The following is a 21217-nucleotide window of genomic DNA, read 5'->3' as shown; positions in this document are numbered from 1 at the left end:
TTATTGTCTTGTGTCCTAGCAAGCAAGCAAGCAAGCAAGTTCTAGGTTAATGCTTGTTATTATTAATAAAGCTGGTAATAGTAGAGCTGAGATTAATTGCACTGGATACAATAACGCTACTTATGTTAACTACGTTGATCAAAAAGTTTACTCAATTTAATTTACCACTGTTATTACTGGTTTATTTTTCTGGTACGGTGCTTGCTGATCAGCAAGCATCTTGGCAACGAATTGATATTGATAAGGAAGCATCTTTGCGCGGTAGTGCTGTCAGTGAAAGTTCATTATGGGTTAGTGGTAGTAATAATACGGTTTTTGTCAGTCAAAATGGTGGGGAAACATGGCTAGACCGCTCTGTTTCTGTTAACGGTAAGGATGAACAAAAAATTGATTTTCGTGATATAGCTTTGTTTAATGAAAATACTGCCATTGTGATGGGAGCAGGAGAAAATAAAAAATCAGTTTTATACAAAACAAGTGATGTTGGCAAAACGTGGCAGCTGTTAAATCAGAATACTGACGTTAAAGGTTTTTATGATTCGATTGCTTTTTGGAATGAGCAAAAAGGCTTGTTACTAGGAGATCCTGTTGATGGTTTTTATGTTATAAAAAAAACCGAAAATGGCGGTAAGAGTTGGCGACGTATAGCGAGAATTAAGTTACCAACTATATTAACAAATGAAGCGGCGTTTTCAGCCAGTGGTAACACCCTTATTACAGGTGAGAAGGGCCAAGCTTGGCTAACAACTGGCGGTTTCTCTGCTTCAGTATATTACAGTGCAGATTTTGGTGAAAGCTGGCAAAGACAGCTAGTACCAATTTTTCAAAAAACATCAACGGCTGGTGGTTATGGTTTAGCACTTAATCGTAAGCAGCAAGTGTTCGTCTTAGGTGGAGACTACCAGCAAAGGCTTAGTCATTATTCAAATATTGCAACCTATGTTGCTAAGCGCTGGCAACAAGTTGATGCTGGTAATCGTGGCCTAAGGACTGCAATGAGTTGTATTGATGTTATCTGTATTGCAACCGGAAAAACCAGTAGTGACATCTCGTATGATGATGGTAGAACATGGCGAAAATTCGACGATACGGCTGCTAATGAAGGTAATCGCAGTTTTTATACTTTAGCGCATGGCAAAAACATTTTTCTAGCAGCAGGTAGTAATGGGAAAGTTGCTATTTATAAGGTCAAATAATTTTAGCTACTGTTAAGTATGACAATTTACCGTACAGTTTTTGGCCTGGGTGTATTACCAACCAATCGATTTAAGCCAGCCAATAACTTCACGAGTTAATGAATGCTTTGGGTAGTAACCTGTCATTTGGTTTGGTAGTTTTTTTTGGCGATAAAAAACCTTCATTTCGTTCTTTGTACGAGCTTTTCTATTTTTTGTACTGGTTAACACTAAGCGGTGATCATGTTGTAAGTATAAATCGAGTATTGGATAGTCAGAGGTCGCCACCTGTTCAGCTAACTTTGTGTTTTCTACATCAGTAGGCATATAACTACTGAGCATTACCAAAGCGTTTGGTGGTTCAATAAGTAGATTTTGTATCATATCAACCACTAGGGCTGCATGTTGACCCTCTGCAACAATGAGAATTACTCCTGGGTAATTCTTTGCTTTATTCGTGACTGACTCTATAACAGCTGATAGCTTTTTTTGGTAGCTAGCTAAGTTCTCGTTATTGTCTTTCAAACGCTTTTCCGTGGTCAAGGCTTGTGACGGGTAGTTGCCCAGCTGATGCGGCGGATGCATAGTTAGTGTTGTCCAACCTTGATCTGGCATATTACTACGCAATTGATTGATGGCGTTTGGGCTAGCAGCACTTTGCTGCCAATCAGGGACTAATATCATTACGCCTTTATTAATTGCCGTTTTATGTTTATCCGTCAATATAATAAATTCATCAGTACCGACCAATATAGTCTCTATACCGTCACTGTTAAGGTAGTGCTTAAGATCTTGTTGTTGCTGTTTAAAGGCATCGATAGGCGGATTAATAATACGTGCCGGCTGAGTAGGTTTAGTTGCCATTGATGCTGAATCGTCTGTATCAGATCCACTTGCCGCTTTCTTCTCGTCTTTTGACATATTAGCGCTTTCGGCAGCTTTCTTTTTAGCAGTATTGCTTTCCATCATAGCTTCTTTTGCTGCGGGTTCTTCTTCCTCAGCCGCAACGACATCACCATGAACTAAACTAAATATTAGACAAAAGCACATTAATAAAGTCGTTAATGTTGTTTTAGCGAGTGTGAACAAATTAGAGTTCCTTTGGATTAGCTGGCGTAAATTAAATAGCGGATAACGGCTTAACTATTATCTTAGCTAATTTATCGACAATAATCTTATTTGCTTAAGTCGTGGGAGCCAAATTGACTAATTATTTAATTGAGAAAACACTCGTTGCATGGGTACTAAATACGTGGGAATTAGTTGCATAGATATTAGCTGCATAGGTACTAGTCAAATGGGCATGCTTTTGAAAATACTAAAGCTTGTTTAGAAACCGGATGGCTAATTTCTAACATTTGTGCATGTAATTGTAAGCGATTACTTACCGTAAGTGCTTTTTCATGAGCATAAAGACGGTCGCCCAAAATAGGATGACCTATGGCCAACATATGCACTCTAAGTTGATGTGAACGTCCGGTAATAGGGCTTAGTTCGACTAGTGTTGTCATATTGTCATCAATATTTTTATCGTGGCTTAGTACTTTATAATGGGTTAGAGAGGGTTTGCCGTGTTCATGATCGACCTTTTGCATTGGACGATTAGGCCAGTCGCATATTAGTGGTAAATCAACCGAGCCAGTGAGATATTTTACATAACCAAACACGCGTGCAATGTAACGTTTTTTTGTTAAACGTTTCTCAAACTGTTGGCTTACAGCGGCATGTGCTGGCTTATTTAGCGCCATTAAAATAATACCCGAAGTCGCCATATCTAAACGGTGAACAACAGTTGCTGTCGGTAATACTTTAATGACTCTGTTTTGTAAGCAGTCTTGATGTTCTGGCAAACGCCCAGGAACCGTGAGTAACCCACTTGGCTTATTAAGCACCACAAGGTCATCATCTTGATAAATAATATCAAGATATGGTGACATAGGTGGCTGATAAATAAAGTCGGGGTTAGCACTCATCTCAACAAATCCTTAACTACGCTTTTATTGGCTGACAACGATTAGGCGAATGGCTTCAAACTTAATCAGTGCTTTCTCAATATATTCAGCCAAAGCCGATTTTTGCATGCTAATGAAATCAATTTCTTGCTGACGAACACTTGGGTTAATCGCTTTTAACGCTGTTAAGCGTTGATGCTCTTCATCCATTGCCGCTTTCATACTAGTCAATGCTTTTTGCTGAATAACATCAATCTGCTTTTCTGCATGTGTTTCAGCTTTAGCAACTAATGGTGCCACTTGGCTCTTAAGTGCTTTAACTAATTGCAATGCAACTTGCTTTTTCACCGGTGACAATTGCTGATCTAATACTGCTTCACTAACTTTATCCGCTAAGTCATTGCCATTTTTATCAACTAAAATTCGAATAGGCGTGGTCGGTAAATAACGGCCAAGTTGTAAGTTACTCGGCGCAATGGCTTCTAAAGTAAAAATACACTCTAAGAAAAATGTCCCGGCAGGTAATGCTGGGTTTTTCAAAATACCAATACTGGCATTACCTAGTTGGTCACATAGCACTAAGTCCATAGCACCACGTACCATAGGGTGATCCCAAGTAATAAGTTGGTAGTTCTCACAGGCTAAAGCAGTGTGGCGATTGAAAGTAATCGTTGTCCCATCTTCTGGCAAACAAGGGAAGTTGCTGGTCAGCATATGTTCACTTTGCTGCAAAGCAATTGAATTATCGGCCTTATCGTCTTGTTGAATACCGAAAACATCTAAAATTTGGAACATGAATTGTGGCAAATGAATTTGTTGATCAAGTTTTTCGATTTTCTCAACTAAAGCGTTCGCTCGACCTTGACCAGAAGAGTGTAGCTCAAGTAGTTTGTCACGGCCTGATTCTAAATCTTGTTTAATGGTCAAATGCTTTTCATGGCTGTCTTCGATCATTTTTTCAGCTTCAGCAGATTCCCAGCTAGCGCTAAGCGCTAGTTCAAACAGTTTAGCGCCAAATGATTGATGCACTGCATGGCCAGTAATACAGGTTTGCTCAAAGGCATTTAAGGCGTGTTTGTACCATTTAAATAATAAGCTTTGTGGTGAATCTTCAAAAAACGGCACGTGTAAACGAATAGTTTCTGATTGACCGATACGGTCTAAACGACCGATACGCTGTTCAAGTAAATCTGGATTACCCGGTAAATCAAATAACACTAAATGATGTGCAAACTGGAAGTTACGACCTTCACTACCTATTTCAGAACACAACAATACTTGTGCGCTGTCTTCATCTTGCGCAAAATAGGCTGCGGCGCGATCGCGTTCAAAAATACTTAGCCCTTCATGGAATACTGCAGCGCGTATGCCTTCTTTAACACGTAATGCTGTTTCTAAGTCAATGGCTGTTTGTGCATGGGCACAAATAACCAATACTTTTTCTTTTTTCAGTGATTGTAGTAAATCAATTAAGTACTCAACACGAGGGTCAATGTCATACCAGTTTTCATGACTGTCTAAAGAAAATAGAATTTCAGGCGTAAATAACAACTTCGCTTGTTTAGTCGCTTGTAAGTCTTCCGCAGTGCCAGAAAGTAATAATTCATTAATCGCTGATTGATATGCTTCAGGCATTTCAAGCGGAGCAGAGTGCAATTCACGTTTAGGGAAGCCCTTAATAGTATTGCGACTATTACGGAATAATATACGGCCAGTGCCGTGACGATCTAACAATTGCGATAAAATGTGCTGACGAGCATTATCTTGTTGAGCTTGGTCTGCTTGATTAATATCAGCGATATAGTCGCTGACATCCGTTTCTTTTAACAGCTCAGTTAAGGTATTCATTTGCGTTGTTGTTAGTGCTTCATTAGCTACCAAGGTGTTCGCAGCATCCGCAACTTCTGTGTAATGTTGCTCTTCTTCGGTAAACTTTTGATAATCGAAGAAACGGTCTGGATCAAGTAAACGTAAACGAGCAAAGTGGCTTTCATGACCAAGTTGATCTGGGGTTGCAGTTAATAGCAATACACCTGGAATAGCTTGCGCTAATTTTTCAACACACTGGTATTCAATACTGGCATCTTCTTGCTGCCAGTTTAAATGATGCGCTTCATCAACCACCATTAAATCCCATTCTTCAGCAATTAACGCTTCATACCATTTAGGGTTTCTAGTAACGAAACCTAGGTTAACTAAAACTAATTGCTCGGTGCTGAATGGGTTATCACCGTCTTCACTATTTGACGTTTCTTCACAACGGCTTTCATCAAAAATGCTGAACTGTAAATTGAAGCGGCGTAGCATTTCAACCAACCATTGATGCATTAAAGATTCTGGTACGATGATCAACACACGTTTTGCACGGCCAGTCACCAATTGTTGGTGAATGATTAAACCCGCTTCAATAGTTTTACCTAAACCAACTTCATCAGCTAATAAAACGCGTGGCGCAAAACGGCTACCAACCTCTTCAGCAATGTATAACTGGTGTGGTATTAAATTCACGCGACCGCCACTTAAGCCCATTAAATCAGATTGTTGCTGGCTAAATTGATGGTGTAAACAGTCTTTACGTAGACGAAACCAATCTAAACGGTCAATTTGGCCATTCAATAAACGGTCGTGTGGTTTATTGAACTTAATAAAATGATCAATCATCACTTCTTTTAATGACCCAGCTTCACCGGTATCTTGGCGAATACCGTGATAAGTAATTAAGTTGTGTGACTCTTCAAATGATTCCACATTAAGTAACCAACCTTCATGGCTTGGGATGTTGTCGCCGGTGTTAAATATCACCCGAGTAAGTGGAGCATTGTCTATGGCATATTGTCTAGCATCGCCAGTGGCAGTAAATACGACAGTAACAAAACGACCTTCGACAGCCGTAACTGTCCCTAGTCCTTGATCTGACTCACTATCGCTAATCCAGCGTTGTCCGGGGTGAAATGACATAGAAAAACTCCAACTTAATAGCGTGTGCTATAAATATACGACGAAAAAAAGGGCGCTATAGTACCGTTAATCATAGAAGTGATCATTAAATAAATCTGAAAAAAGTGACTTTTTTTGATTAAAAATACTAGATCTGAACTTTGCAACATTTAATGAAGATAATTAGCTATGGTAATAGCTTTAACGATTATAGAAAAATGCTATTGGAAAGCTCGTCTTATGGTGATTATAAAGGAGATTATTTGGCGTGAAAATATGCTTGCCTGCAATCAAATAAACTGTCAAAGTGGAGATAGGTTTGTTGTCATCAGGACTGATAATACAAACTATTTTACTGTAATAAAATGCAGTAAAAGGAAATGAAAATTTTTTTGGTTAGATGAGTTATCAACTTTTAATGGTTGTTAGCAGCAATAGTTATTTTTATTAATGATAACAGCGCTGTAGAGCCTTCAACTTGGTAAGGGACTTTCATATGACGACAGAAAAAATAATTTACGTTTTAGATACCAATATTTTATTACACGAACCTTTCGCTTTCCTTTCATTTAAAGAACATGATGTTGTCGTGCCCATGACAGTATTGGAAGAATTAGACTCAATAAAAGATCGCAATAAAGACGTCAGTCGAGATGCTAGAGTCGCCATTCGTGCTTTAGAGGATACCTTAGCAAACGCCTCACCAGAAGAAGTGCTCGCTGGCGTAAAACTGCCAGAAAATGACGAACAGCATCCCAGTGGTCGATTGTCGATTTTTAATGACTATGCGCTTGAGGAAAGTAAAGTAAAGCTATCCTTCAACGAAAACGATAATCGTATTATTAGCACTGCAATTTATCTGCAAACTGAAAAGCCAAAAAATAAAGTAGTTTTGGTGACTAAAGACATTAATATGCGTTTGAAAGCTAAGGGTGCTGGTTTAGCCTTTGTTGAAGATTATCGTACTGACCAATTAATTGATGACATTCAATTTTTAACCAAAGGCTATCACCAATTTGATGGTGATTTTTGGCAACACGTTAATGAATGCGAAAGTGAAACCGAAGGCCGTAATACTACCCATTATATTAAGCGGGATTTATTGCCAAGCAGCTATATGAATGAATACCTTATCGATGAAGGTGAGCATTTTGCCGGTAAAGTTACTGGCTGGGACGATGACAAACTAGCGATAACAGATTTAAGTCGCGAACGATTAATGTCAAAACAAGCTTGGGGTATACATCCTAAAAATATTTATCAAGGTATGGCAATGGATGCTTTGCTTGATCCGACTATTGACCTTGTGATCCTGACTGGTCCTGCTGGCTGTGGTAAAACCTTATTAGCCTTAGCAACCGCTTTAGAGCAAGTGATAGAGCGCGGACTTTACGATAAAATAATTGTTACGCGCAGTACGCCAGAAATAGCCGAATCAATTGGCTTTTTACCGGGCACAGAAGAGGAAAAAATGGCGCCGTGGTTAGCCGCTATTACTGATTCGTTGGAAGTATTACATAAGCAAGATGAAAGTATGGACGGTAGCCTAAATTACATTATGGATAAGGCTAATATACAGTTTAAGAGCGTCAACTTTATGCGCGGGCGCAGCATTCAAAATGCCCTGGTATTACTCGATGAATGTCAAAACCTTACTGCTTCACAGCTAAAAACCATTATTACCCGTTGTGGTGAAGGAACTAAGCTAGTGTGCTCAGGTAATTTGGCACAAATTGACAGTAATTATTTAACCGCAGTGACTTCAGGGCTGACCTATATTGTTGAACGTTTTAAAGATTTTCCTGGTAGCAGTACCATTAACCTTAACGGGGTGGTGCGAAGTCGCTTAGCGTCTTTTGCTGAAGAAAATTTATAATCAATAAAAGTGCGATGATATTAGGTTTAGTCTATGACTTTTATCATCGTTTAACCTCTACATAGTTTGTATGTACCTTTGTTAGCACTACAGGCTACTCATCTATATATTTTGTTAACTCATTGTTTACGATTATTTAACTTATCGATTAGGTTTAATTACTGTATAGCTTAAAACATAATCTATTTATTTATAAATCATGACAATGATCAATGATGGAATAAAAAATAAAGTTATAATTATTCAATAAAATTCATGAGATATTCACTTGTATGGTCTATCATGCCTAACTACTGTGAATTTACTCTGTATACACTAAGGATTACGCTGTGAATAAATTACTCGGATTTAGAACGTCATTGATTGTCTCTTTGTTGACCTTGATTGTTGTCTGTTTGTTAATTTCAAATTGGTTATCTTATTCACTTATAAAAGATAAAACCATCACCGATGTGAATGCACAATCAATGGCGATTGTAGGCTATGAAGCAAATAGCATAGAGACTTGGTTTCATTCTAAAGCAGAAATTATTGATCAATTTGCTAATAATTATAGCGATGAACTCTATCAAGAGAATCTTGTTAGTACGGTTAGATTAATGAAAGCCACAGGGCAAGTAACTGATATTTTTATTGGCTTTGATGATGGCAGGGCTTATTCAACGGCTGTTGGCGATGCATGGGATAATGGCATAGCAAAAGTAGGGCAATATGACCCAAGAAAGCGAGGTTGGTATCCTCAAGCGAAAGCTAGTGGAGTGTTAGATATTACCGATGTGTACCCTGATGCAACAACAGGTAATGATGTTGTCTCTATTATTAAGGTCATGCAAGGTGGTGTTGCATTGGCTGATATTGAGTTAACTATTCTAAACGATACCGTTAACAATGTTGATTTTCCTGGCGCAGTTACCATTATTACAGACGGTAAGGGTAAGGTACTTGCTTCTACTTCTTCTGTTGTCGTTGTTGGTAGCTATTTCAGAAACCATAATATGGGCAATGTTGAAAATAAAATGCTATCGCAAGATGAGGCTACAGAGGATTATACCCTTGAAGGTGTGGATAAAATAGCTTTTACCAAAGCAATTAAATTAGTCAATGGCAAAAAGTGGTACTTATTTATTGGTGTTGATAAAGATATTGCTTATGCTTCGCTAAATGATGCGTTGACTAGCTCTATTACTTCTTCAGTGATTATGATGGTCGCTGCCATCATAATATTACTTGGTGTTTTACAGGTCCTTTATCGACCAATTTTATTGCTTAAAGAGGTTGTCATTGAATTATCAAAAGGTAATGGTGATTTAACACGCCGCTTACCGATAGGCAGTAAAGATGATTTAGGTGAAATATCACAAGGAATTAATCTATTCATTGAGAATTTACAAGCTATGATGTTGGAGGTTTTACAATCTTCTGATCATATTGACTCTAGTATCGAAGCATTGAAAGCTGAGGTTGATGCTAATAGCCAAATTCTGTCAGGCCATTCCATTGAAACAGAACAGATTGTTGCAGCAATAGAAGAAATGAGCGTGACTGCCAATGATGTTGCACGCAATGGTAGCGAAACGGCAGCCTTTACCCAAACAACTAATGAACAAGCACTCAAGTCGAAAGATGTCGTTGCACAAGCAACAAAAACCGTAGCTCAACTTGTTGTTGAAGTAGAAAATACAGCAAATAATATTGCTGAAATAGATAAAGACACTTCAGATATAACTAACGTACTCAGGGTTATTGGTGAAATTGCAGAGCAAACTAATTTACTTGCGCTGAATGCAGCTATTGAAGCAGCACGGGCAGGGGAACAAGGGCGCGGTTTTGCGGTCGTTGCCGATGAGGTTAGAGCTCTTGCTGCTCGTACTCAAAATAGTACAGCAGAAATTGAACAAACGTTAGCTAAATTGCGCAAAGGTTCAAACATAGCGATGTCGGCAATGGAAGGAACAAAAGCGACTTGTTTGAAGACCGCAGAAACTACGGAGCTCGTTGCAACAGACCTTGATGCGATTGGTGCATCGGTTAACGAAATTAATGATTTGAATACTCAAATAGCTACTGCTGCAGAAGAGCAGAGTTCAGTGTCAGGAGAAATAACCCGAAATATGACAGTGATCAGCGAAATGGCGCATGAGCTGTCTGTTAATGGTGAAGCAAGTATGAGACAAACAACGACACTTGCAACAGCAAATGGTGAGTTAAGAGATATGGTGGCTCAATTTAAATTAAGTTAATTACCTACTGTTAGTTTATTGAGAGATAAATATTAGGTTAGAGCATGCAAAGTATGAGTTTACTATTTTACATGCTCTTTTGTGTTAATGACGTAACAAGCGAAATGGCTAAGTTATGTAGCGTAAGTTTGATTGAGTTTTAATTGCTAAAATATTAGCAATTAATAGACGCTTCATAGCGTATGGGCGACATGTAACCAAGTGATTCACCGTTATTGTTTGATATAGTGTATATTCTTTGTGTAAACCTGAAAATATTAACCATATACACCGGTTAGCATCTTCAGGTATTATTAAAAGTTAACGCTAATGAACGCAAAAGTTAGATAGTTTAATTTCTAAACAAAAATGAAGTCGGCGTAAAGCCACTTTGCTTAAAGTCTAATAGCATGTATATAAGCAGGGTATTTTAGTGTTTGCAAAAAACTCTAAAGAACAATTATTTCAACGATATAATAAATCGGTTATCGCCGTATTCTCAGCTATTATGCTAGTAACCTTTATTGTTACTTTTCAGCGCTTTTATGATGCCCGTCAAATCCAAAATGATAATAGACTTGCTGAGTTAATGGAGCAAGGAAATCAACTTAATAGTAGATTAACACGCACCGTTGAAACCTTGACCGGTATACGAGATTTAGCAGAATATTATTTACACTTTCCTGAAGAGCTTCCCAGTAAAACTCCTACCTTACGGCAGGAAGGTAAGTATTTTTATCTTGATAAGCCACGGCAAAGTTTAGCTCGTCAAGCACGTGTTATGACTGGAAACATTACTGGTATTGGTCGAATTGATACTTTTAACGCATCGTTTAAACAAGAGTTGATCATGGCGAATGCCTTAACTCCGGCGTTTGTTACGGCACAAGAATCAATCAAAGAAGCTAATTGGCTGTACTATATTTCTATGCGTCGGTTCGTTAATTTATATCCTTGGGTACCACGTAGTATATGGCAATATAGCGATCAAAGTTTGACGAATAGTTTGATGTTAAAGATTAAGGTGTCGAATCATCGCGATGATAAGTTTTGGTCTCGCCCATATGTTGATTCTGCAGGTAAAGGGCTAAATACTGCTTTAGGTATGGGAGTATATTTAAATAATAAAATGTTAGGGGCAGTGCTTATTGATATTAATACTGCTGGTTTATATGACTACCTTCCAGAAGTGGTTGATGAAGATCACGGCTATATTATTGTTGACAGGCATAGCCATGTTTTACTGCATAAAAAAAATGATAATTTAACCTTGAGTACCCGAACCGCTTTTAGTGAAACAGCTCCTGAACAATTGAACCAGTTTAGTTATCAATTATTACTTGATGTTGCTGAGAACTCTGAAGTCGGTGATTGGGTATTGCAAAAGCAAATGCTACCAATCAATGATTGGATATTACTTGAGTACCATAAAAAAGAAAGTTTTTATGCGGCTATTAATCATCGTTTTCTAGCCATATTTATTGGCTTGTTTCTAGGCCTTTCAACATTATTAGTGATTATTTACTACGTAACACATCGAACGTTTATTGCGCCATCTAAACAGTTTATTAATCATATTGAGCATTGTTCGGCTGGTGATCCAGGAAAAATTAAGCCATCAGATGAATGGCGTCATTGGTTTAAAATAGTGGAAGATTTGTTTGGCGATAATCGCAGTTTACTGCAGCGCTTAAAAGATCAAAATAATGAACTTGATCTCAGAGTGAAGGAAAAAACTCAAGCGTTGCTGTATAAAAGTGAGCAACATCAACGTGACTACGCACTATTACGTTCAGTAATGAATGCGATACCTGATTATATTCTTTTTAATGATCCAAAAGGACGGTTGATTGGTTGCAATCAAATGGTAGAAAAGTTGCTGCTTCAAAAAGAGGTGGATGTCTTAGGTGGCCAGACAGATGAACTTATTGCTAAAGCCTTAGGTGAAGATGTTGCGGATAGTGTTTATGCTGGTTATCAAGGTATGCTTGAAGAAGCCATGCACTGTACTGTTTCGACTGCAGGGAAAACCTATGAGATTTATAAAGCACCGTTTTATGGTGAAGAGAACTTTGCGTTAGGCAATATCATACTTATCCGTGATGTGAGTCAACAGTTTGAAATTAACCGCGCATTAAAGCATGCTAAAAACCAAGCCGAAGAGGCAAACAAAATAAAAAGCCAATTTTTGGCTAACATGAGCCATGAAATTCGCACACCAATAAATGCCATACAGGGTATGTGTTCTTTACTCCAGCAAAGCTTGCTAAATAATATTCAGCAGCAGTATTTATCTAACGCACAAACCGCTTCTAATAGCCTACTTTTTCTGGTTGACGAATTGCTTGACTCAGCAAAAGTTGAATCAGGCAATATGTCTATTCATAAGGAAAATACTGAACTTGAAAATATTATTTCGCAAGCTATCAACCTGAATATATCATTAATAGTAGAAAAAAAATTAAGCTTTAATGTCGCTGTTTCGAGTACAGCACCATTACGACTGTATACTGATCCGATGAGGCTGGTGCAAGTTTTAAGTAATTTGCTTAATAATGCGGTTAAGTTTACTCAAAAAGGCACCATCAACTTGTCCATAATAGTAGTTTCCGTGGTGAGTGATGACGAAGTGTCTAATCAAGATAAAATATTATTTGTCGTCAAGGATAGTGGTATAGGCATTGATAAATCAAAACAAGCAAGCTTATTTGAAGCCTTTAAACAGGCTGATGATTCTATGACCAGAGTTTATGGTGGTACTGGCTTAGGTCTATCTATTTGTCAGCATATTGCGCAATTACTTAAAGGCGAAATAACCATTGAAAGTGAATTAGGCAATGGAGCTGAATTTACCTTAGCATTACCGCTAGAGCAGGCGCAAAATAATAGTGGACTTCCTGAAGATTTAACTGCGGTTAAAAAAACATTGGCTGAATATTCACTGGTTAGTTTAGCCGTTGAGCTACCGATGAGTTTACAGCAAAACTTTGATGATATTGAACAACGTGTTATTTCTATTGTTAGTATTGTGGAACTGAAAAACGTAAATAAAAAAAGCAAAAATATTCTATTGCTTAATAACTTACAAACTCTACAAAATTTTAGTGAAGCAGACATAGCTTTAATCGCGACTAATGTGGAGATTGTTGCTTTATGCCAGCCAATTTCTAATGCAATTTCAAGACAATTACTTGAGCAGTTTTCTAAGCATGAAGTTAAATACTTGTTACTGGAGTTACCATTATACCGTCAGGCAATTATTAAAATAACCGCAGAAATTGAACGTTTAGCGCTAATGAATAAGCCAAAGGAAGTGCTTTCAACTCAATCTTTACCAAAAGAAAGTTTCGCAGGCATGAGAATACTACTAGTAGAAGATAATCTAGTTAATCAGTTGGTAGCAGTAAAATTACTTGAATTGCTGGAGGTCGAAGTCGTTGTTGCGAAAAATGGACAAGAAGCGTTAGATCTTTTACCACTTGAACATATTGATTTGGTTTTAATGGATATTCAAATGCCAGTGATGGATGGTCTCACTGCAACGCAACATATTCGAGCTCAAGAGCAATATAAAAACTTACCTATATTGGCTATGACTGCACATGCACGCGAAGAAGATAAACAACAATGTTTAGCGGCGGGAATGAATTTACACTTAGCTAAGCCTATTACGCTAAAAGCATTGCGAGATAATATTCAATCGGCTTTACATCTAAACCTTTAATAAAACTCACCTCAAACTATTTTTTAGCTTGAGAAAAAAAAGCTTCCGCATAATAGCGGCCATTGCGAATGGCAAATTCTGACTCTGCAGAAGTTTCACCAACACTCATCATTGCAGGCCCGGTTGGTTCAACAAGTACATAGCTAATGCCATCAACATCAATGGTTAATTCATCACCTTCTGCAGGAATATTGATAGCCAGCAGTGCATGGTTGTCGATAAAGACTAACATCATTTTAATACGCGGCATTAATGATCTAAAAATAGTGGCTGTTAAGGTCACTTTGCTATCACAGTCTCCTTGGTTTTCCCATAACATCCTTAAGGGAGGGCTAAAGCCTGCACCAGTCGAAGTAACTCTTGATTCTAAGGTTGAATACGGAATGCTTTGCACAAAGCCGAGGACATAATTTGATACTTTACGGATATTTTGTATTGATGCTTGGGCGAGAATCAATGGTTTTAACGGTTTAAAATCGGCTACTGACTCTTTGGCAAAGCGCACATGGTCGGGCTTTATAGCCAAGCTATTATCATAAGAAATAAATTGTTTATAAAAATTGCTATTTAAATACTCTAGCATTAAGTCATCTTCAAGCTTATCAATATGTTGGAAAGCTTGAGTAAGCGTTTTTTGATCTTGACTACTAAGTTTGATATGTGTTTCACCACCAGTGCCTGAAAATGAAACATGAACCCCTGGAATATTTTGTTTGCTGAGTGATTTTTTTATACCTTGATCAATATATCTCTTAGCGTGCGTATTGCTATAAGTTTTAAAATTTCTAAAGCGGTCAAATAATAGTGCTTTATTAATAGAAAAGTTTAACGATTGATTCTCTTTATTTTGATCCCGCCACTGGTAATTAAACTGAACGGTATTATCGACAGTTTTTTTCGAGAAATTAATTTGTTTGGCGGATAAGTCACCATGACAAGATAAAATTAAAACAGCAGACGCAGTAAAAAACTTCACAACTCACCTTAATTAACACAAATACCCACTATTTAAGCTTACGTTAAATTTAATTGCGACGCTAATTTCCAGTTAGCACTTTACATTTACTGTGTTTAATATATATTCAAACAACTGTTTTAAATATTTGTTTCAATCGTGTGTTCGGAGAAAATGATGGCTGACTATCAAGTACCTTTAAAAGATATGAGTTTTTTGTTGTATGACGTATTTAAAGCGGATCAGCTTTGGCAGTCATTACCTACTTTAGCAGAACGTGTCGACAAGGAAACTGCTGAAGCTATTTTACAAGAATGTGCAAAAATAGCTGAGCAAGAAATTGCACCATTATCGCGTAATGGTGATGAAGCGGGCGTTAGCTTTAAAGACGGTAAAGTCACTACAGCACCAGGTTATAAACAAGCATTTGATACCTATGTTCAAGGTGGTTGGACATCATTAGGTGGTGAGCCAGAATTTGGTGGCATGGGCATGCCAAAAATGTTGACAGCATTTCATGAAGAAATGCTTTGTTCAGCAGATATTTCTTTTTCTTTGTACCCAGGCTTGACGGCTGGCGCTGCTTTGTCGTTAGCTAAGCATGGTAGTGATGAACTAAAAAACCGTTACTTAACACGTATGTATGCCGGTGATTGGAGTGCAACCATGTGCTTAACAGAGTCACACGCTGGCACTGATCTTGGTATGATCAGAACCAAAGCTATTCCTCAAGATGATGACAGTTATTTAATTTCAGGTACAAAAATATTTATAACTGGAGGCGAACACGACTTAACCGATAATATTGTGCATTTAGTCTTAGCAAAATTACCTGATGCGCCGGCAGGTCCTCGCGGTATTTCGTTATTTTTAGTACCCAAGTTCCTTGTTAATGATGATGAAACTTTAGGTGAGTTTAACAATGCTAGCTGTGGTTCAATTGAACATAAGATGGGGATCCATGCCTCAGCCACTTGTGTGATGAATTTTGATAGCGCAAAAGGTTATTTGGTTGGTGAGGTTAATAAAGGTCTTGCCTGCATGTTTACTATGATGAATTTTGAGCGCATTGGTGTTGGTATCCAAGGGCTTGGCGCTGCAGTTCGTTCTTATCAAAATGCTTTAGAATATGCTAAAGATCGAATTCAGGGCCGTTCATTGACCGGAGTGAAGTCACCAGATGTGCAGGCTGATTCATTGATGGTACATGGTGATGTTCGCCGTATGCTGTTAAATATGAAGGCGATGAATGAAGGTTCACGTGCGCTTTCAACTTATATTGCTATGCAGCTTGATATTGCTACGTATGGCAATGGTGAAGCGAAACAAAAAGCTGAGCACTTAGTTGCACTAATGACACCAATAGCCAAAGCCTTTTTTACCGATTTAGGTTTTGAAAGTACCGTTGCCGGCCAACAAATTTTTGGTGGTCATGGTTATGTGCGTGAATGGGGGCAGGAGCAGTTAGTTCGTGATACTCGTATTTCACAAATTTATGAAGGCACTAATGGCGTACAAGCGATGGATTTAATGGCCCGAAAAGTTGCAGGTAGCAAGGGCGAACTGGTAAAAGTATTTATAGAAGAAGTACAAAATTACATTGCAAAAAATAATGCTGAGCAGATGCAAGAGTTTACCAAGCCTTTAGCGAATGCAATTCAAGAGCTAGCGCAACTAACTGATGATATTTTAACTTCAGCGAAAAATAACCCTGAAGAGTTAGGTTGTGCAGCCAACGACTATTTACATGTCTTTGGTTATACCGCGATGGCATTTGTTTGGGCTAAAATGGCGGAAGTCTCTTTCGCTGCTGATGAAAAAAGTGAATTTCATCAAAGTAAACTTCATACTGCACGTTATTTTTATACTCGACTATTACCACGTTGTAGTTCGCTAATCGCTTCAGCAAAAGCGGGTAGCGAAGCAATGTTTGACATGCCAGAAAATTTATTTTAAATACAAAATAAATTTTTATCGAACAAGCCAATTCATTAAACTGAATTGGCTTTTTTATAAAGTTAAGTTGATTATAATATGAAGTTATACATATATCTTACTCTATCATAGCCATCAAAAACCTTACCCTCGAAATGAAGTAGTTCCACTTAGGAATAGTAATTATCTTAGTGGTTTAGGCTTTCGTTGTGTGGAAATTACATTATGTTACTAGGTTAATAACATAGTCATCCCGTATTATTATCTTAAGCTGTTTAACCTGAACTAGAGATAAGCAAAACGCTACAGCAGCGCTTTTAAAGTATTTTCTACGTTTTTCAGGTTGCCAATAATTTGTTATTGGTCGCACTTAAGCGCCTTGAACTAGATACAAATAATACTACTGTAGATTGAGTTTTTATAATGTTTTGAAATAGTTGGGTTTTTCATTATCCCTAATTCAGATTATTTATATTATCGCAAATGGGGTTTGTAAGTTTTTTTGTGAGATAATTTATGTTTGCTTTAAAAGAAGACATTCTGGTTGAAAGCAGAATGAAAAAGATATTGATCATTGAGGATGATCGTATGGTATCGAATTTAATTAAATCGTTTCTAGAAAAGTCCAATTTTATTGTACAGCAAGTTTTTAGTGGCGATGTAGCACGTGAGGCTATTGGCAAATATCAGCCAGATTTAGTTATTTTAGATCTCGGTCTGCCTAAGTTAGATGGTTTGCAAGTTTGCCATGAACTTCGTGAAATCTATGATGAGCCAATTGTAGTTTTAACGGTATGTGAAACTGATGAAGAGCAAATCAGCGCATTTAAATTAGGCGCAGATGACTTTATTATTAAACCTGTATCACCGAAGGTTTTGAAAGTTCGACTTGATGCGATGTTACGTCGTAAACCTGCGAAAGAAGCTCGACCATTATATGCCCTTCGAGTCGGTAATATTGCATTATATCCGCAAGCGAATAAGTGTGAAGTAGATGGTATTCGCATTCATTTAAGCTCGCTTGAGTTTCAGTTACTGGCGTTGTTATTACGTAATGTCGGCCGAGTAATGACACGTGATGTTATATACAGCGTATTGTTAAAGCGTGAGTATAATGGTGTTGAACGTACTGTTGATGTTCGTATCTCAAAACTTCGTGATAAATTAATCAATGAAGGGATGAAATCTGCCCGTATTGAAACAGTTTGGAGCAAAGGTTATATCTTAAATGAAAGAGCGGATTAGCTATTGAAGCACAGATAAAAGAAAAAACTAAAAAGAATAGGTAGTGCCAATAAGTGCTCTTTTTTGCCGACTCTCTTCTACTACTAGTGTATTGTATTTGTTGTTGGTTAAGTGACTGGTGGTTAGTACACCTATTAAGCTCCAGTGATTCGTTAAATCAAAGCTGCCAATAACCCCTAAGGTTGCACTAGTCGATTGTTCATTATTGTAAATGGTCAACGGAAAATGAACTTTACCATCAAGGCTAGTAGTACCTGGAACTAACTCAATACTTTCAATACTGGCAGTAACAGATAAATTGAAACGCCCGTGATTAATTAAACTATAAGCACTATGTAGAAAGGCTTTGAAGTTTTTATCGCTTAAATCGCTGACATTTGCTATATCGTTATAGCCCATTTCTGTGTGAAAACGGCCAAATTGGTATAGGTCATGCTGAGCTAAGTTGGGCACTAAGAATTGATTTGAAATAAGCACTGGATAGTGACTAGATAACGCATAGTTGTTTTTTAAGCTATATAATCCTGTTTGAAATCGTAAATTAATTTGTTGTTGCAAACCTTTCACTTTGTCAATGGTGAACAATTCATGAGTAAGTAATAAGGAGTTATTTTTCTGCTCTGTGCTTACTTCATTGGCACTTAATAGCGAATGATTAATGATAGGTTTATTCCATCCCTTCAATAAGCTTAAGGAATTTATAGGCGCGTTTATCATTTCTGTTTGATTGTTTGTGATGAGTGGTGATGGGGTGTCAGTAGATGGGGATACTTGCGCATAGCTTAGGCTGCTAAATTGAATTAGCAAAAAAATTATCATAGCATATAAGTTAAAGCTGACCGCTAGTTTCATGTTATCCCCTCTACGCACTAAATTAACCTTAAGACTAACTTGTAAGCGGAGTAAAATTGTTGCTGAATTAGTAGTGATTATTTTTATACGATTGCTTAACTATAGACAAGGAAAGCTGCGTTGTGAGAAAAATGACTATTTTTAATTTATAGCGTTAAGCTAATTACTTTTATTTAGCTTAACGCTAAAATCATAATTATCTAAAATCGCTAGCTATAATTAGCAAGGCGAAAGATTATAATGATCAAATCATTGTAGAGCTCAATAAAACTAAAAATTATTAAGGGGAGAAGTAGTGCGTTTTGTTACTGGTTTATTGGTGGTTTTAATTACCGCATGTAGTAGTCAACCTCAAAAGGAAATGGCCGAAACCAAAACTGTTTGCGATCTAACGTATTCTCGATATCAAGCTACAGTTACTGGCTATTGCCAAGAGCCCAGAGCTGATTTATTAGCCTCAGTGCCAGTTATTAACAAAAGTATCACTATTAAGCCTTTAGCAAAAATTCCCGAGGTATTTTGGTTTAATAAAAAAATGAATTTTTCATTGCTTAAGCAAGAGTCGATCGCACCGGTTATTTTTGTTATTGCTGGTACGGGGGCAGGTTATGACAGTGGCAAAATGATAAGTTTACAAAAGAACTTTTATCAACAGGGTTACCATGTTATTTCCTTGTCTTCCCCCACGTTTGCTAACTTTATTGTTAACTCTAATAACACCAAGTACATGCCAGGGAATTTAGCTCATGACGCCAAAGAACTTTATGATGTTATGGAATTAGTTTGGCAACAAGTTCAAGTTGAAGACCAAGTACAGGCCTCATCATTTGCTATCACAGGTTATAGTTTAGGTGGTGCGCATTCTGCATTTGTTTCACTACTCGATGAAGAAAGAAGAGTATTTAACTTTGAGAAAGTGTTGCTAATTAACCCTCCGGTGAGTTTGTATCAATCCGTTAGTATTTTAGATCAATATTTTGATTTACGTAATAATCGACATGCTGCAGTAGCGATGTTTGATCAAATATTTGAACGTTTTTCTGATGGCTACTCAGCACAAGAATCGTCAAACTTTGATCAGGACTCAATTTTTAGTTTATTCAAAAATGCCAATTTAACTGAGGCAGAATTAAAACTCCTGATCGGCGCGTCATTTAGAATGTCATCATCAGATATGATATTTGCCTTAGACGCTAGTTTCAATAGCGGTGCGATTACTTATAAAAACCACGATATTGATAAATTTGAAAGTTTAACCCATTCAATGCAACGAGCCAGCGATATTACCTTTGTGAATTATTTTGAAGGCGCGATGTTGCCGCGAGCGCAATTGGAAGATGCCAATCTAACCAAAGATGATCTTATTCATCGCTACAGCTTGCATGCTATTGAGGACTATTTGAAAAAGTCAGACAAAATATATTTAGTCACCAACAGCGATGATATTATTCTTGCTTCGGGCGAAGTTGAATATTTAGAAAGTATTTTTACTAAACGGGCAAAAATATTTCCCCGCGGTGGCCATTGCGGCAATATGGACAGGGTGAGTTTTATTGACCATGTAAACGCTACATTTAGTCAGGGGGTGAAATAATGTCTGCGTTAATCAATCAATATGCTCAAGCGATGTGCGTGTTATTATCTTGCTGTTTAATGGCCTGTTCAGCAGTACCTGAATTGGAAGAAGATGCGATTACACCAGAGGTTCAGCTACCTAGTGAACAAGCACTCGGTTTGATGAGTGCCTATGACGATCCATGGGAAGGTTTCAATCGTCGAATGTATTACTTCAATGCCAAAGCTGATCAGTATGTTTTGCTCCCCGCGGTTTCTGGCTATAGAAAAGTGACTCCCGACTTTGTTGAAGTAGGCGTCAGTAACTTTTTTAATAATTTGGGTGAAATCCCGACGTTTATAAACTCACTATTACAATTGAAACTATCAGTTGCCGGTGAAACGTTAGGGCGTTTTGCGCTGAACTCTACTGTTGGTTTAGCTGGGCTAATTGATGTTGCAACACCAGTTGGTTTAGTTGAACAAAATGAAGACTTTGGCCAAACCTTGGGGTATTGGGGCGTCAACTCAGGACCATATTTAGTTTTACCTTTATTGGGCCCTTCATCGTTACGTGATGCTACTGGTCTAGTGTTTGATAGTCTAGCCTACCAAAAAGCGATTGATGAACTCGGCATGAAAGCAGATGAAGAATTGTTTTTATCATTATTAAAAAGTATTGATGCTAGAGCGTCATTACCGTTTAGGTATTATGCTTCAGGCTCTGCATTTGAATATGAAAACTTACGTTTACTTTATATGAAGTATCGAGAGATTCAAATCGCACGTTAAT

The 21217-nt window shown here is 37.6% G+C and carries 13 protein-coding genes; 8 read left to right on the top strand and 5 right to left on the bottom strand.

Features of this window, described 5'->3' with window-relative positions; genetic code table 11:
* Positions 1-53: 53 nt before the first annotated feature.
* Positions 54-1196, top strand: a complete 1143-nt coding sequence (locus B7C41_RS08360; protein ID WP_085298331.1) for a WD40/YVTN/BNR-like repeat-containing protein — start codon at positions 54-56, stop codon at positions 1194-1196.
* A gap of 54 nt (positions 1197-1250) precedes the next feature.
* Here the strand turns inward: B7C41_RS08360 and B7C41_RS08355 are convergent, their stop codons facing one another.
* From B7C41_RS08355 to rapA, 3 genes are all read right to left on the bottom strand, one after another.
* Positions 1251-2264 (bottom strand): DUF3530 family protein, encoded by a 1014-nt coding sequence (locus B7C41_RS08355; RefSeq protein ID WP_085298330.1) that lies wholly within the window; start codon positions 2262-2264, stop codon positions 1251-1253.
* Between the two features lie 200 nt (positions 2265-2464).
* On the bottom strand, positions 2465-3148 hold the full coding sequence (locus B7C41_RS08350) for a pseudouridine synthase (protein ID WP_085298329.1): 684 nt from the start codon (positions 3146-3148) through the stop codon (positions 2465-2467).
* A 24-nt stretch (positions 3149-3172) separates the two neighbouring features.
* The gene (gene rapA / locus B7C41_RS08345; RefSeq protein ID WP_085298328.1) at positions 3173-6085 is read right to left on the bottom strand and encodes an RNA polymerase-associated protein RapA; all 2913 of its coding nucleotides are present in this window, start codon (positions 6083-6085) and stop codon (positions 3173-3175) included.
* 475 nt (positions 6086-6560) lie between these two features.
* Here rapA and B7C41_RS08335 point away from each other — a divergent pair, with 475 nt between their 5' ends.
* From B7C41_RS08335 to B7C41_RS08325, 3 genes are all read left to right on the top strand, one after another.
* A complete protein-coding gene (locus B7C41_RS08335) occupies positions 6561-7940 on the top strand; it encodes a PhoH family protein (RefSeq protein ID WP_085298326.1) in 1380 nt (459 codons plus the stop codon).
* A gap of 329 nt (positions 7941-8269) precedes the next feature.
* Positions 8270-10180, top strand: a complete 1911-nt coding sequence (locus B7C41_RS08330; RefSeq protein ID WP_085298325.1) for a methyl-accepting chemotaxis protein — start codon at positions 8270-8272, stop codon at positions 10178-10180.
* A 412-nt stretch (positions 10181-10592) separates the two neighbouring features.
* The gene (locus B7C41_RS08325) at positions 10593-13883 is read left to right on the top strand and encodes an ATP-binding protein (protein ID WP_085298324.1); all 3291 of its coding nucleotides are present in this window, start codon (positions 10593-10595) and stop codon (positions 13881-13883) included.
* 16 nt (positions 13884-13899) lie between these two features.
* Here B7C41_RS08325 and B7C41_RS08320 read toward each other — a convergent pair whose 3' ends face one another.
* Positions 13900-14859, bottom strand: a complete 960-nt coding sequence (locus B7C41_RS08320; RefSeq protein WP_235839650.1) for a hypothetical protein — start codon at positions 14857-14859, stop codon at positions 13900-13902.
* Positions 14860-15015: 156 nt separating this feature from the next.
* Between B7C41_RS08320 and B7C41_RS08315 the strand changes: the two genes are divergently transcribed.
* Complete coding sequence (locus B7C41_RS08315; RefSeq protein WP_085298323.1) at positions 15016-16794, top strand: acyl-CoA dehydrogenase C-terminal domain-containing protein; 1779 nt, start codon at positions 15016-15018, stop codon at positions 16792-16794.
* Positions 16795-17289: 495 nt separating this feature from the next.
* The gene (locus B7C41_RS08310) at positions 17290-18018 is read left to right on the top strand and encodes a response regulator transcription factor (protein ID WP_085298322.1); all 729 of its coding nucleotides are present in this window, start codon (positions 17290-17292) and stop codon (positions 18016-18018) included.
* Positions 18019-18045: 27 nt separating this feature from the next.
* Here the strand turns inward: B7C41_RS08310 and B7C41_RS08305 are convergent, their stop codons facing one another.
* A complete protein-coding gene (locus B7C41_RS08305) occupies positions 18046-18870 on the bottom strand; it encodes a hypothetical protein (protein WP_085298321.1) in 825 nt (274 codons plus the stop codon).
* A 295-nt stretch (positions 18871-19165) separates the two neighbouring features.
* Here B7C41_RS08305 and B7C41_RS08300 point away from each other — a divergent pair, with 295 nt between their 5' ends.
* Positions 19166-20464, top strand: a complete 1299-nt coding sequence (locus tag B7C41_RS08300) for a hypothetical protein (protein WP_085298320.1) — start codon at positions 19166-19168, stop codon at positions 20462-20464.
* Positions 20464-21216, top strand: coding sequence for an MlaA family lipoprotein (locus B7C41_RS08295; protein ID WP_085298319.1), 753 nt, complete (start codon positions 20464-20466; stop codon positions 21214-21216). Before B7C41_RS08300 ends, B7C41_RS08295 begins: the two co-directional genes overlap by 1 nt.
* Position 21217: the final 1 nt, after the last annotated feature.

The organism is Cognaticolwellia mytili (genome assembly GCF_002104475.1).
Lineage (GTDB): Bacteria > Pseudomonadota > Gammaproteobacteria > Enterobacterales > Alteromonadaceae > Cognaticolwellia > Cognaticolwellia mytili.
This window is presented reverse-complemented; position numbering and strand designations above follow the sequence as displayed.

What these genes read in the sequence shown, in the direction of transcription:
- B7C41_RS08350 (WP_085298329.1), bottom strand. Translation starts at nt 3,148, where the DNA reads ATGAGTGCTAACCCCGACTTTATTTATCAGCCACCTATGTCACCATAT.
- rapA (WP_085298328.1), bottom strand. Translation starts at nt 6,085, where the DNA reads ATGTCATTTCACCCCGGACAACGCTGGATTAGCGATAGTGAGTCAGAT.
- B7C41_RS08335 (WP_085298326.1), top strand. Translation starts at nt 6,561, where the DNA reads ATGACGACAGAAAAAATAATTTACGTTTTAGATACCAATATTTTATTA.
- B7C41_RS08315 (WP_085298323.1), top strand. Translation starts at nt 15,016, where the DNA reads ATGGCTGACTATCAAGTACCTTTAAAAGATATGAGTTTTTTGTTGTAT.
- B7C41_RS08310 (WP_085298322.1), top strand. Translation starts at nt 17,290, where the DNA reads ATGTTTGCTTTAAAAGAAGACATTCTGGTTGAAAGCAGAATGAAAAAG.
- B7C41_RS08305 (WP_085298321.1), bottom strand. Translation starts at nt 18,870, where the DNA reads ATGAAACTAGCGGTCAGCTTTAACTTATATGCTATGATAATTTTTTTG.
- B7C41_RS08295 (WP_085298319.1), top strand. Translation starts at nt 20,464, where the DNA reads ATGTCTGCGTTAATCAATCAATATGCTCAAGCGATGTGCGTGTTATTA.